Raw genomic sequence first — 13,398 nt, forward strand, 5'->3', positions numbered from 1 at the left:
CGGGTGACGGGCAAACCGCCGTGCGGCGCGTCTGCGGGCCGGCGTGCGCTCTTCCTGTCACACACAGCCGGTTGTCCCGGTCATCACTGTGTATCCGAGGCTCCCTCCACCGCGCTACCGAGGCCTGAAGGAGAAGACACATGTCTCTGCCCCTCCCGTTCGTCATCGATCCCCACGGCGCCGACCGGCACACGGAACACCAGGCTCTGCGGGCTCGTGGTCCGGCCACCCGCGTGGACATCCTCGGCCTGTCCGCCTGGGCGGTCAGTGACCCCGCCCTCCTCAAGACCCTGCTCACCAGCTCTGATGTCTCCAAGAACGGCCGCGCCCACTACCCGGCTTTCGAGGAGACGACCCAAACGTGGCCGCTCGCCCTGTGGATCGAGGTGCAGAGCATGCTCACGGCGTACGGCGCGGACCACCGCCGATTACGGCGGATGGTCTCCCCCGCCTTCAGCGCACGTCGCATCGCCCAGCTGAAGCCGACCGTCGAGGCCATGGTCACCGAACTGATCGACGACCTTGCCGCGGTGCCGGCCGGCCAGGCGGTGGATCTGCGCCAGCGACTGGCCTACCCGCTGCCCATCAACGTGATCGGCCACCTGATGGGCGTGCCGGAAGACCAGCGGGACGATTTCCGGCAGATCGTCGACAACGTCTTCGACAGTACGCTCACGCCTGAGCAGGCCCAGGCCAATACCGCGCGTCTCTTCGAGAGCACCGACCAGTTGATCGCCACCAAGCGCGGCAACCCCGGTGACGACATGACCTCTTTCCTCATCGCGGCCCGCGACGAGGAATCGGACGGCTCGGGCTTCACCGATGTGGAACTGCGCGACACGCTGATCCTCATGATCAACGCCGGGTACGAAACGACCGTCAACGTCATCGACCAGGCTGTCTTCGCCTTGCTGACCTCGCCCGACCAGCTTCACCTCGTCCGCACCGGCCAAGCCGCCTGGGATGACGTGGTGGAGGAGACCCTGCGCATCGAGCCCGCCATCAAGTACTTGCCGATGCGCTTCGCCGTGACCGACATCGACCTGCCCGACGGGCAGACCATCTCCGCGGGGGACCCCATCCTCGCCGCGTACGCCGCCGCCAACCGTCACCCGGAGTGGCACGGGCCCGACGCCGACACCTTCGACGTCACCCGCAAGGTCAAGGACCACTTGGCGTTCGGCTACGGCGTGCACTTCTGCCTGGGTGCTCCCCTGGCCCGTCTCGAAGTCGCAGAAGCCCTGCGACAGCTCTTCGGGCGTTTCCCGACCATGTCGCTCGCGGTACCGGCCGACGGTTTGCAGCCGATACCGACCCTCATCAGCAACGGTCACCAGGAACTCCCCGTGCGGCTGCGCGCCGTCGACTAGCTCGTTCTGTCTTTACGCAGGCTGTGCGCCTTCGGGGGTGCTTGCGGTCACCCCCGGGGGAACATGACAGCGTCGGCCGCGTCGACGAACGGCGCGGCCATGCCGGCAAGTGCCGACGCGCCCTGGGCGAAGGGCGTCAGCGGGTCGATCGAGGCCGACTGGGTGTGCGGGTCGCCCTGGCCCCGCGAGTCCCTCCCGTCGGCCAGGGCGGACGTGCCGCTCTGGAGAGCGGTGAGGACCATGAGCAGGACAGCGGCGCGCTGGCAGGTACGGATTCGCATGCCAGCTTCAACGAGGTGCTTGATGCCTGGTCACCGGTTTGCCGGAAGTGTGATCTAAGGGGTAGCTGCCGGGCGTGGAGTCACCGGAAGGCGCCGTGTCATCCCTTCGGTGGACGCCCTGGGGCGATGCCTCCATGACCCAACCTCGATGACCCTGTTGGCAAAAAGGGGGACCTGGCAACACCTCCCGGACGGGGTCCACCACTCCTGACCTGGCCCGCCGCCGACCGCAGACTCGTACCTGTCCTTCACGACAACCGCGGTCAGGAGTAAGGGAAATGACGGAACACACACGACGCAACGTGCTGCGCGGCGCGGCGGCGATGGCGGCAGCGGGCGGACTGGCCGGGGCCGGAGCGGGGTCCCAGCCGGCCGTCGCGGCACCCCAGGAGACGGCGACGCGGCACCTCCCGTTCCTGGCGGGGGCGTTCAAGCCCGTCACCGAGGAACTGACGGCCTTCGACCTGCCGGTCACCGGGCGCATCCCGCGCGAACTGAACGGGCGTTACCTGCGCAACGGACCCAACGTCCTCGGCCTGGAGGACCCGCGCGCCCACCACTGGATGCTCGGCGAAGGCATGGTGCACGGCGTCCGGCTGCGCGAGGGCCGCGCCGAGTGGTACCGCAACCGCTGGGTGCGCTCCTCCCAGGTGGCGAAGAAGCTGGGCGAGCCCTACCCGGGACCCGTGCCGCCGGACGACTTCCCGGCCAACACCCATGTGATCCCGTACCGCGGGCGGATCCTCGCGCTCCAGGAGAGCGGGCCGCTGCCGTACGAACTGGACGACGAGCTGAACACCGTTGGCACGTACGACTTCCGGGGCACCCTCGAGGGCCCGCTCACCGCGCACACGAAGTACGACGTGCACGCGGGTGAGTTGCACGCCATCGCCTACTACCCGACCTGGGACCATGTCCGCCACCTGGTCATGGATCCGACGGGGCGGGTGTCGCGCACCACGAAGATCCCGGTGGCCGACGCGCCGATGATCCACGACTTCGCGCTCACCGAGAAGCACGTGGTGATCCTCGACATGCCGGTCACCTTCGACCCGGCCGCCGCCGAGCGCGGTGACATCGTGCCGTACATCTGGAACCGGAAGCACCCGGCGCGGGTCGGCGTCCTGCCGCGGGCGGGCGGTGCGGTGCGCTGGTTCGAGGTGGACCCGGTCTACTACTCGCACACCCTCAACGCGTATGAGGAGGGCTCGAACATCGTCATCGACATGACGAACTTCGACGCACCCTTCCACGTCGCAGGCCGCGGCTCGGGCGGGCCCTACGGGGCGGGCACCGCCAGGCTCGACCGCTGGACGATCGACCTGCGCCGCGGCCGGGTCCGGACGAGGACTCTCGACGACCGCCCGCAGGAATTCCCGCGCGTCAACGAGGCGTTGGTGTCCCGACGGCACCGCTACGGCTACTCGGCCGCCGCCGCCGAGATGACGCTGGCCTATGTGACGGCGGACGGCAACCCGCCCGACCGCGCGTTCAGCAGTGCGCTCATCAAGCACGACCTGCTGCGCGGCACGAGCCAGGTCCACCGGCTGCCACGGGACGCCGCGGCGAGCGAGGCGGTGTTCGTGCCGTCCGACCCGAACGACCCGAAGGCGGCCGAGGACGACGGATACGCGATCGCCTACGTCCACAATCCCGACCGCGGAGCCTCCGACCTGGTGATCCTCGCGGCCCAGGACTTCACCGGTGAGCCGGTCGCCCGGATCCACCTGCCGGGGCGCGTGCCGCTGGGCTTCCACGGCAGCTGGATTCCCGACGCATGACGGCCCGCGCGTGCGGTGCGGCCGGAGGCGCTCCGGGGGTTCCGGTTGCGAGAGCCGAACTGGGGTTGCCCCAACGGAGTTTGGCGGACCCGACGGCTAGGCGTTCGGCATCGGACCGTCGGGAGGGTCCGGGGGCGGGTCCTTGCGCAGGGTCGTGGTGATGGCCTCGCCGATGTCTCTGGTGAGGGCGGGCCGTTCACCGGTCACGCCGAGTTCCTCGGCCAGGGTGGTGGCGTGGAGGTCGACGGTGGCCTCGACGAGATCGGCGAGCACCGCCGCCGCCGTGCGGCCCCGGACCCACGCCGTGGCCGCGACGACCACGGCGACGAGCAGCGCCGGCCACCACCACGCGCCCAGGATCAGGTACAGCGGGGCCCATCCGGCGAGCCGGGAAGCGGCACCGTACGCCTCGCGAGCCGAGACGAGTTCGGACCGGACCGCATCGGGTACCACCAGCCAGAGCCGGGGCCACGCGGAGCCGAGGTCCAGGTCGTAGGCGTCGTACACACGCTGGTCGACGGCGTGGAAGCGGTCGCCGATCCAGGTGGGCCGCCGAGGCCGTACCAGAGCGATGGTGTCGCGCCGTTCGGTCGCCCTGGCGAGGTCGGAGCGGGTCCCGGCCGCCTCGCACGCCGCGTCGGCCTGCCGCCACCGCCGGACGCGGCGCCGGACGAGGGCGCGTGCCGGCCACTGGTCACCTCGCATGGTCCACAGTCGCTCGACGGCGACAGCCGACGCTCCGGCGCACAGGCCGGCCAGCGCGGCCGCCGCCAGTACACCGGCGGCCACGAGCAGGATCGCCCCGGCGTTCGAGGCCCCCGGGTGGGCGGCCAACCGGTCGACGGCCTGCTGGAGTTCACCCGGGTTCAGCGCGTCACCGTGTCCCAGTACCGCGGCGGCGACCACGCAGGCGAGGTAGCACACCCCGGGCAGGACGAGCAGGCCCAGCCACTTCTCGGCCGCCTTGCCGGCGAGGGCGGCCAGGAACGTGCTCACAGCCGGACCCGGCCGTAGACGAAGGGCCGGCCCGTCACCGCGCACACGGGGGCTTCCGGTCGCAGCTCCGTGCTCGACACCCTCTCGCAGGGGTGGGCGGCGGGGCAGGTCCACCGGTGGACGACGGGACGGCCGCCGCCGGCCCCGGGCAAGGACTGATAGTTCTTCGCGGCCGTGGTCACGATCCCGAAGCCGGCCGCGGCCATCCGGTCGTCCAGCGTGTCGAGCCGCTGTTCCAGCACGGAGCGTGACACGGGCTCGCCTCCGCGCAGCGCCGTCAGGATCGCCGTGACGAGTTCCTCCGCGCCCGCCTGACGGGCCGCCTCCTCCAGTTCGCCCTCACCCATGAGGGTGCACACCCGGCCGAGCCGTTCCGCGAGTTCGTCCACCGAGGAGCTCCCTGCCGTCGTGATCGCCGTATCCCCTGACAAATACCGGAGTTGGGGACTCTACGGGGCGACGGTGACGGGACGCACCTCGCTACGGTAGGGGCGCGTGTGCCGGGTGCCGAACTAGGAGGACGTGTTGGGAAAATGGAAGCGCGGCCGACTGCTGTTCGCGGCGTCCCGCCACGAGGGGTCGCACAAGGACCCCTCCGCGGTTCTGGAGGGACTGCTGGAACTGGTGGCCGCCGATCCACAGGACCTCCAGGTGGCGCTCAACGCGGCGGAGATGTTCTCCGTGCGCGCCCAGCTCAGGACCGGCGGTGAACGAGAAGCGGATCTCGCGGCATCGGTCGCCCTGTTCCACCGCTGCGTCGCGCTGGCGCCCGCGGGCCACCCCCTGCGCCGCCAGGTCTTCTACGGTCTGGGCCGGGCGCTGTTCTGGGCGGCGGCGGACACGGAGTCCCCGGAGGCCGCCGCCGAGTCCGTGCACGCCTTCCGCGAGGCCGTCGCCGCCACGCCGCAGGGCGACGCGGTCCGCCCGCTGTACCAGTTCTTCCTGGCTCTCCAGCTCGGTACGTACTTCGAGCGGAGCGGGGACCGGAACGCGGTGGTCGAGGCCGTGCACGTGGCGCGCGAGGGCTACGCCTCCGCCCCGCTCCGCAGCTCGGACCGTCCTCGGTGCCGGACTGTCCTGATCACCTCGCTGCGCTTGCTGGCCGACGCCACCGCACAGGTCGAACCGCTCCACGAAGCCGTCGGCATCGCGCGCGAGGCGGTGTCCGAGGCCGGCGGCGCCGGCGAACGTGCGGGGGCACAATTCGATCTCGCCCGCGCGCTCAAGGCACTGCACGCCGCCACGATGGACACGCAACTGCTGTTCGAGGCGGTGGAGGTGAGCGGTCAGTGCGTGCAGGCCACGCCGGGGCGGCACCCCGAATTCGTCCAGCGCTGCGTACTTGGCGCATCCGTCTTGAGGATGCTCGCCCAGGATCGAAGAGACCCCGGCATGATGCGTGGCGCTATCGACCTGATGACGACGACCATCGAGACCCAGCCGGTCGACGACGAGCGGGCCGGGATTCTCCTCGACCTCACCTCCGCGCTGCTCTCCCTGCACCTCATGACCCAGGAGCCGCACGTGCTGAGGGACGCGGAGGAGACAGCCCGCATGGCTGTGACCGCCGCCCCCGAAGGCGGCGCCGAGCGCAATGAAGCACGCTTCCAGCTGGCGCAGGTCCTGCTGTACGGCGCCGGCCTGGACGTGGGCAGCACCGACACCGAGGCGTTGCACCAGGCGCTCGGGTTGTTCCGGGAAGTAGCCGCCGCCACGCCGCTCGATCATCAGGAACGGGGCGATCGCCTGTGGCATCTGGGCATCGTCCTGCGCGATCTGGCGGACCGCGGGGAAGGCACCGCGCGGCGCCGCGAGGCGCGGGATGCCTTCGCACAGGCGGCGTCGAGTACCGGGCCGGCCATCGTACGGATCACGAGCTTCGAGAAGCTGGGCACGATGGAGGCGGCCCTGGGCGACACGCAGGCCGCGCTCGCCGCCTACGAAGCCGCCGTCGCCCTGCTGCCACAACTCACCCCGGACTGGCTGTCGTACGCGGGCAGTATCCAGGGGATCAGAAGCCTCGACGGGCTGCCGGCCGCCGCCGCGTCCGCGGCTGTGGAGCTGGGCAGACCGGAACGGGCCGTCGAGCTCCTGGAGTTGTCGCGCGGTGTCCTCCAGGGCCGGTCGCTGGAGGCCCGTGACCTCAGGGAGCTGCGGCAGCGGTCACCGGAACTCCATGCCGAGCTCACGCGGCTGCGCGCCGACCTCAACGCCGGTGCCCTCGACGGGAACTGGGACGAGCTGCTGAGCCGGATCCGGAGCCTTAAGGGTATGGAAGGGTTCCTGCTGCCGCCCTCCGTTCACGCGCTGCGGCTCCACGCCGAGCAGGGTCCCGTGGTGATCGTGAACGTCAGTGAGCATCGCGGCGACGCGCTCGTCCTGTCGGCGGACGCGGCGCAGCCGGTCCGGACGGTCCCGCTGACCGGACTGACCCGGGCCGCCGTGCACCCCTGGCTCGGGCGGCTGACCCATGCCGTCTCCGCGGCCGCGCACGCCACATCGCTGCCCGCGCGGCGGCAGGCCCAGCGGGACCTCGACGAGGTCCTGCGCTGGCTGTGGGACCACGTCACGGCGCCCGTGCTCGACGCGCTGGGCCTCACCGACCCGTCCGGTGTGCGGCCCCCGCCCCGCATCTGGTGGTGCCCCGTGGGCGTGATGGCCTACTTCCCGCTGCATGCCGCCGGACACCACGACGGCGGCGGGGCAACGGTGATGGACCGGGCCGTCTCCTCCTACACCACGACCGTGCGCGCCCTGGCACACCGGACGCCCACGGCAGCCGGTGCGGCCCCCGGTGCGCTGATCGTCGCGGTGCCCGACGCCGAGGGCGCGCCCTCGCTGCCCGGCGTGACGGCGGAGGTCGCGGCCCTCACCGAGCTGCTGCCGTACGCGCTGGTCCTGTCCGGCGCGCAGGCCACGTACGAGAACGTCGTCTCGGCGCTGCCCTTCCACGCCGTCGCCCACCTGTCCTGCCACGGCGTCACCGACTGGGAGAACCCCGCCGCCGGCACGCTGCTGCTGCACGACCACCTCACCCGGCCGCTGACCGTGGAGCAGATCTCGGCCATGGACCTGCCCGGGGCGGACCTCGCGTACCTGTCGGCATGCAGCACCTCGTTCACGCACCTGGCCACCGTCGACGAGGCTGTGCACATCACGGGGGCGTTCCAGCTCGCCGGATACCGGCACGTCATCGGCACGCTCTGGTCGGTCAACGACGCCACCTCGGCGGAGATCACGCGGGCGACGTACGCCGGGCTGACCCATGGGGGCAGCACGGCACCGCACACCGAGTCGTCGGCACAGGCGCTGCATGGGGCCGTACGGGACCTGCGCGACCGGTATCCGGCCAGCCCGTCCCTGTGGGCGGGGCACATCCACGTCGGCCGCTAGGGCCTGTGTCGAAAGTGGCGCCTGCCGGGCGACGCCTGGCACGCTCCCCCACTGCCTTAAGGGCGTGGGAGGTGCCCCCACTCGCCGCACCGGGCGAATGCCCAAGTACGTCCAGTACGAGGGTCTCCGCCCGGCACGCCGAGAGCACGCACCAGACGCCGCCCGGCCCGCCCTTCGGGCGGACGACGCCACTTTCGACACAGGCCCTAGCACCCCCGCCGTGACCGATCGCCGCGCACGGGGCGACGGAATCGCCCTCGACCTGGTGGTCAGCTCTTGTGCTGTGGATGGGGCCTTACCAGGCCGCTTTGGTAGGCGATGACGACGAGTTGGGCGCGGTCGCGGGCGTTGAGCTTCGTCATCGCTCGTTGGATGTGGCTGCGGATGGTCAGGGGGCTCAGGACGAGCTCCTCGGCGATCTCCGCGTTGGACTTGCCGTGCGCCGCCAGGGCCATGACCTCGCGTTCGCGTTCGGTGAGGGCGCTCAGGAGTTCGGGGAGGGCGATGAAGTCGTCGGTGTCCGGGGTGGCCAGGAAGCGGTTGATGAGGGCTCGGACGGCGGTGGGGGAGAGGAGGGAGTCGCCTGCCGCGATGGTACGGACGCTCGACAGAAGGACGTCGGCGCTGACGTCCTTGCCCAGGAAGCCGCTCGCGCCGGCGCGCAGGGCCTTGGCGACGTTCCTGTCGTTCTCGAAGGTCGTGAGGATGAGGATGCGGGTGTCGGACAGTTCCGGTCGGGAGCAGATGTCGGCGGTGGCGGTCAGCCCGTCGACGCCCGGCATGCGGATGTCCATGATGACCACATCGGGCCGGTGCATGCCGGTGAGCTCGATGGCCTCCTGACCGTCGGCTGCCTCCGCCACGACGGTCATGTCCGCAACCGAGTCGATGAGGATGCGGAAGGTTCCCCTGAGCAGGGCCTGGTCGTCGGCGAGCAGGACGCGGATGGTCATGTGGCGGCGCTTTCGTCGGGGCTGTCGAGCGGATCGGGGCTGTTGAGCGGAAGGGAACAGGCGACTTCGAAGCCGCCCCGCGGGCGTCGGCCGGCGTTGAAGGTGCCGCCCGCGGACAGGGCGCGCTCGCGCATGCCGAGCAGACCGAAACCGTGCCCGGAGCCGGCATCGGGCGCCGGGCGGTCGGGGGCGGTCTCGTTGGTGATGGTCAGGGTCAGGTAGTGGGGCGTGTAGGCGAGGCGGACCTGCGCGGTGCGGGTGGCGGCATGCTTGGTGACGTTGGTGAGTGCTTCCTGGATGATCCGGTAGGCCGTCAGATCGAGTCCGGGGGTGAGCCGGCGCGGCTGTCCCTCGACGGTGACGGTCACCTCCAGGCCGGCCGCCGAGCAGGCGTCGACCAGGGCGGGCACCTGCCGCAGCCCTGGTGCGGGAGTCACCTCGTCGTCCGAGGTGTCGGTGTCCTCGCGCAGGAGTCCCACGGTGGCCTTGAGTTCGCGCAGGGCCGCGGCAGTGGTCTGGGGCAGCTTGTCCATGATCTCGAAAGCCTGGTCGGGGTCGGTCCGTGCCAGGTGGGCGGCGGTGCCGGCCTGGGCGTTGGCCAGGGTCAGGTGATGGGCCACCACGTCGTGCAGTTCCCGTGCGATGCGCATGCGTTCCTGGATCACCCGGTGGCGTGCCTCTTCCTCGCGCTGACGGTCGGCGTGCTCCGCACGGGCCGCGGCGTACTCGCGGCGTACCCGGATGTAGCTGCCGAAAGCCGCGGACAGCAGAACCCATGCCGCCGGGTTGACGATGGCCAGGATCAGGGAGTTGTGGAACGAGGTGAGGAACAGCCCGGTGACGACCATGCCGGTGGCGGCCGTCAGCGCGCTGTTCCAGGTGGTTCGGCGAGGGGTCCGCACACTGGTGGAGTACTGCGCGACCAGGAGCGGGCCCATCAGCAGGGGCGTCAGGAGGTAGCCGAGGGCACCCTGGGCCATGGTGCACAGAGTGGTCGCGGCGAGGACGGGAAGCGGGCGGCTGTGCCGCCGGCGGAGCACGACGCAGGCGACCGCGGACAGGGCGACACCGGGCCACACCGGCAGCGGCTCGGACATGACCGCCCGGGTGACGACGACCCCGGAGACGGTGCAGGCGAACAGCAGGACCAGCGCCGTCGCCTCGACGGCTTGGGGACGGGCCGCTGCCCGGCGCTGCCAGCTTGTGCTCATCACACTCCGAGATGGGTTCAACAGGTGGTGCGTGACTCATCGTGCGTGACTCATGGTGCGTGACTCACCTCAGGTACGGGCCGGCTCCTGCGACGGTGCGGGCTCCCTGCTCGCCCCTCCGGCGCCCTGTGCGGGCTGCGCGGTGAGCCCGGCGCCCTCGACGTCCACGCGGGGCAGCACCCTGTCGAGCCAGTGAGGCAGCCACCACGCCTTGTCGCCGAGCAGGGCCAGCACCGCGGGCACGAGCGCCATGCGCACCACGAAGGCATCGAACAGCACCGCGATGGCGAGGCCGAAGCCGATGGTCTTGATCATCGACTCGCCGGAGCCGATGAAGCCCGAGAAGACCGCCATCATGATCACCCCCGCGGCGACGACCACCCGCGCACTGTGCCGGAAGCCGGTGACGATGGCCTGCGCGGGCCGGTCTCCGTGGACGTACGCCTCCCGCATACGGGTCACGAGGAAGACCTCGTAGTCCATGGCCAGACCGAAGACGATGCCCACGAGGAAGATCGGCATCAGGCTCATGATCGGACCCGCCTGCTCGACCCCCAGCAGTTCCGCGCCCCAGCCCCACTGGAAGACCGCCACGACCGCACCGAGGGACGCCAGAACCGACAGCAGGAACCCGAAAGCGGCCTTGATGGGCACGAGCACGGAACGGAAGACCACCAGGAGCAGTATCAGGGCCAGAGAGACGATGACGACCAGGTACGGCACGAGCGCGTCCTGAAGCGCCTGCGCGACATCGATGTTCATCGCGGTACTGCCGGTGACCTCGAAAGTCGCCCCCGTCTCCCGCTCGAGGTCCGCGCGTTCGGCACGGATCGTCTGCACGAGGGTCTTCGTGTCCTCGTCGTTCGGGCCGGTGGCCGGAACCGCCGAGAAGAGCGCGGCGTCACCTGCCGCGTTGAACCGGGCCGAAGAGACCGATACGACCCCGTCGGTGGTGCCGATCTCCTTGGCGATGCGGCTCACGGCTTCCTTGGGCCCCGCTACGCCCTTGACGTCCACGACAACCGTCAGCGGCCCGTTGAAGCCCGCACCGAAGCCGTCCGCGAGCGCGTCGTAAGCGCGCCGCTCCGTCGACGAGGTGGGCTTGGACTCGTCTCCCGGCATGCCCAGTTCCAGGTGCGCGGCGGGCAGGGCGAGGGCGCCCAGGCCCGCGATGCACGCCACCAGCACGGCCACCGGGCGGCGCAGCACGAACCGCGCCCACCGGGACCCGCCGTTGTCCGTGCCGTCAGTCCGCTGACCGGTCGGGAGGCCGCGCCCCCGCTCGGTGCGGGAGAGCACCGCGTTGGGCCACATTCCGAGCAGCGCCGGGACCAGGGTCAGGGCGATCAGGACGGCGACGACCACGGCGCCGGCCGCGCACAAGCCCATCTTCGTCAGCATCGGAACACCGATCACCGACAGTCCGGCCAGCGCGATGACGACCGTCAGGCCGGCGAAGACCACGGCGGAGCCGGCCGTGCCGACCGCCAGGCCGGTCGCCTCGCGCGGATCGTGGCCGTTCGCCCGTTCCTCCCGGTAGCGGGAGACCACGAACAGGGCGTAGTCGATGCCGACCGCGAGTCCGAGCATCGTGGCGAGCGTCCCGGTGGTCAGGGAAAGGCCGAAGGTGCTGCCCAGCGCCATGATGGAGGCCATGCTCACTCCCACACCGACGACGGCGGTGAGCAGGGGCAGGCCGGCAGCCGCGAGGGATCCGAAGGTGATCAGCAGGACGACGGCGGCGAGAGCGATGCCGATGACCTCGGAAGAGCCGCCCGCCTCGGGCTGGGTGGCCAGTGCGCTGCCGCCGACCTCAACCGTGAGGCCGGAGTCGCGGACCTCGTCGATGGCCTTCTCCAGAGCGGCCTTGCCGGCATCGGTGAGATCGTCGGCCTTCACCTTGTAGTTCACCGTGGCGTAGGCGGTGGAGCCGTCCTCGCTCACCGCGCCTGCCTTGAACGGGTTCACGGCGCCGGAGACTTGCGGCTCGTCGGCCGCCTTGGCCACGAGCGTGTCGATGGCGGCGCGATGGCCGGCCGCGGTCACCTTCTCCCCGTCCGGCGCGATGAACACGATCCGGGCATTGGCGGCGTCGGCGTCCGAGCCGGGAAAACGCTCCCCGATCAGATCGAACGCCTTCTGCGCCTCGATGCCGGGCATGAAGGACGTGCCGTCGTCAGCGGCGGCGGGAGCCTTGGCGGCGCCGAAACCGACGGCGCCGACGATCACCGCCCACAACAACGTCACGAGCCAGCGGCGCCGGAAGGCGGTCCGGCCCAACCGATAGAGCAAGGTAGCCACGAGAAAGGTCTCCAGGTCTGGTCTTGGACAGACGACCAGCCTGGCGGGAAGAGGTGCTCCGGGTCATCGTGCCCGTGCTGGCACTGTGACTTGGTGACGGTGCAGGAGGTGACGCGCCGCTGTCCTCCTCAGGGATGAGGCTGCTCCGTGTCTCGCACCCAGATTCCGTCTGGTCCATGGACGTCGCAGAAACGCCCCGCCTGGAGGAAAGCCCGACTCGATCGCAGACCCACCGGCCAGCCGGCCGACAATCGAAACGGCCCGCCAGAGCAACCGACGGACCGTCACGAAACACCGAGATTATTGGTTAAATGGGTTTCGGCGCAGGCGTGGCGGGAATTTCGGGCGAAATGTGGGACATCAATGCCCCGACACGACTGTCCGGGTTGTTATAGAGCGGTGACCCGGCGTTAAGGAGCGCCGCTTGCAGAATGTCCACGTCGTCCGACGGGATATACAGCAGCGCGACGGTGGTGATATAGCCGAGCGTGTCGGTGGTGTCCAGCGGACGCAACTGCGCGACCACGACCTCGCTCGTGTCCGCGCCCAAGCCGTATGACACGCCTGACGGCAGAAGATCGAAGATTTGAGCGGCGGCCGCGGGCTGCCCGGCCACGAACGAGTAGTTGAACTGAGACTGGAAGCCCACCTGGACCAGCGCGGTCCCCTCGGGTTGAACCGGCACGCCCCCGTTCGGATTGATGGCAGCGGGAAGTTCCGCCAGGGCGGACGGCGCCACCACTCCGGACGATGCCGCCATCGCCGGGGCGGCGTGGCTGACCGCTAGAGCCGGACCACCGAACGCAACGATTGCCGAGATCGCAAGTAGCCGTAATCGCATGACTTTTACCTCCATCGAATCGCGTGTGAAGCGCCGCGGACGGGCGCGGGCACATGTTGTCCAGTTTGACCTCATGATGAAGCGCGAGTCCATCCACCCAGAGCACGCCTGGGCGATGCCCCGTTACCGGGGAAGGAATACGGCCAGCCGGTCCCTTCTGGTCATCTGCCACGATCTCAGTGGGCTCTACCTTCTTGCTCGGGTTGATCGAGCCATTCGTAGGGTTGGGTCGCCCAGGGGCGCTGGGTGTGGCTATCAGTGGGCTGCCGCT

10 protein-coding genes are annotated in these 13,398 nt (G+C 70.3%); 3 read left to right on the forward strand and 7 right to left on the reverse strand.

The window, feature by feature from the left end; translation table 11 throughout:
* Nucleotides 1-140 precede the first annotated feature (140 nt).
* Complete coding sequence (locus AB0I77_RS39955; RefSeq protein ID WP_363287725.1) at nt 141-1,370, forward strand: cytochrome P450; 1,230 nt, start codon at nt 141-143, stop codon at nt 1,368-1,370.
* Between the two features lie 47 nt (nt 1,371-1,417).
* Here the strand turns inward: AB0I77_RS39955 and AB0I77_RS39960 are convergent, their stop codons facing one another.
* On the reverse strand, nt 1,418-1,651 hold the full coding sequence (locus tag AB0I77_RS39960) for a hypothetical protein (RefSeq protein ID WP_363287726.1): 234 nt from the start codon (nt 1,649-1,651) through the stop codon (nt 1,418-1,420).
* A 278-nt stretch (nt 1,652-1,929) separates the two neighbouring features.
* Here AB0I77_RS39960 and AB0I77_RS39965 point away from each other — a divergent pair, with 278 nt between their 5' ends.
* Nucleotides 1,930-3,432: a carotenoid oxygenase family protein gene (locus AB0I77_RS39965; protein WP_363287727.1), complete on the forward strand. Its 1,503-nt coding sequence runs from the start codon at nt 1,930-1,932 to the stop codon at nt 3,430-3,432.
* A gap of 96 nt (nt 3,433-3,528) precedes the next feature.
* Here AB0I77_RS39965 and AB0I77_RS39970 read toward each other — a convergent pair whose 3' ends face one another.
* Nucleotides 3,529-4,428, reverse strand: coding sequence for a hypothetical protein (locus tag AB0I77_RS39970; RefSeq protein WP_363287728.1), 900 nt, complete (start codon nt 4,426-4,428; stop codon nt 3,529-3,531).
* The gene (locus tag AB0I77_RS39975; RefSeq protein WP_363287729.1) at nt 4,425-4,817 is read right to left on the reverse strand and encodes a hypothetical protein; all 393 of its coding nucleotides are present in this window, start codon (nt 4,815-4,817) and stop codon (nt 4,425-4,427) included. Before AB0I77_RS39975 ends, AB0I77_RS39970 begins: the two co-directional genes overlap by 4 nt.
* 136 nt (nt 4,818-4,953) lie before the next feature.
* On the opposite strand from AB0I77_RS39975, the gene AB0I77_RS39980 reads away from it, so the two are divergent.
* Nucleotides 4,954-7,821 carry a CHAT domain-containing protein gene (locus tag AB0I77_RS39980; protein ID WP_363287730.1) on the forward strand — a complete coding sequence of 956 codons (2,868 nt, stop codon included), beginning with the start codon at nt 4,954-4,956 and terminating at the stop codon, nt 7,819-7,821.
* A gap of 269 nt (nt 7,822-8,090) precedes the next feature.
* Here AB0I77_RS39980 and AB0I77_RS39985 read toward each other — a convergent pair whose 3' ends face one another.
* From AB0I77_RS39985 to AB0I77_RS40000, 4 genes are all read right to left on the reverse strand, one after another.
* The gene (locus AB0I77_RS39985; RefSeq protein ID WP_363287731.1) at nt 8,091-8,774 is read right to left on the reverse strand and encodes a response regulator transcription factor; all 684 of its coding nucleotides are present in this window, start codon (nt 8,772-8,774) and stop codon (nt 8,091-8,093) included.
* A complete protein-coding gene (locus tag AB0I77_RS39990) occupies nt 8,771-9,985 on the reverse strand; it encodes a sensor histidine kinase (RefSeq protein ID WP_363287732.1) in 1,215 nt (404 codons plus the stop codon). Before AB0I77_RS39990 ends, AB0I77_RS39985 begins: the two co-directional genes overlap by 4 nt.
* Nucleotides 9,986-10,054: 69 nt before the next feature.
* Nucleotides 10,055-12,286 carry an MMPL family transporter gene (locus AB0I77_RS39995; RefSeq protein ID WP_363287733.1) on the reverse strand — a complete coding sequence of 744 codons (2,232 nt, stop codon included), beginning with the start codon at nt 12,284-12,286 and terminating at the stop codon, nt 10,055-10,057.
* Nucleotides 12,287-12,593: 307 nt separating this feature from the next.
* Nucleotides 12,594-13,220 carry a hypothetical protein gene (locus tag AB0I77_RS40000; protein WP_363287734.1) on the reverse strand — a complete coding sequence of 209 codons (627 nt, stop codon included), beginning with the start codon at nt 13,218-13,220 and terminating at the stop codon, nt 12,594-12,596.
* Nucleotides 13,221-13,398 lie beyond the last annotated feature (178 nt).

The organism is Streptomyces sp. NPDC050619, assembly GCF_040654815.1.
GTDB lineage: Bacteria > Actinomycetota > Actinomycetes > Streptomycetales > Streptomycetaceae > Streptomyces.

Coding starts and splice junctions, on each gene's coding strand:
- AB0I77_RS39955 (WP_363287725.1), top strand. CDS start 141: ATGTCTCTGCCCCTCCCGTTCGTCATCGATCCCCACGGCGCCGACCGG.
- AB0I77_RS39960 (WP_363287726.1), bottom strand. CDS start 1,651: ATGCGAATCCGTACCTGCCAGCGCGCCGCTGTCCTGCTCATGGTCCTC.
- AB0I77_RS39965 (WP_363287727.1), top strand. CDS start 1,930: ATGACGGAACACACACGACGCAACGTGCTGCGCGGCGCGGCGGCGATG.
- AB0I77_RS39985 (WP_363287731.1), bottom strand. CDS start 8,774: ATGACCATCCGCGTCCTGCTCGCCGACGACCAGGCCCTGCTCAGGGGA.
- AB0I77_RS39990 (WP_363287732.1), bottom strand. CDS start 9,985: ATGAGCACAAGCTGGCAGCGCCGGGCAGCGGCCCGTCCCCAAGCCGTC.
- AB0I77_RS40000 (WP_363287734.1), bottom strand. CDS start 13,220: ATGGACTCGCGCTTCATCATGAGGTCAAACTGGACAACATGTGCCCGC.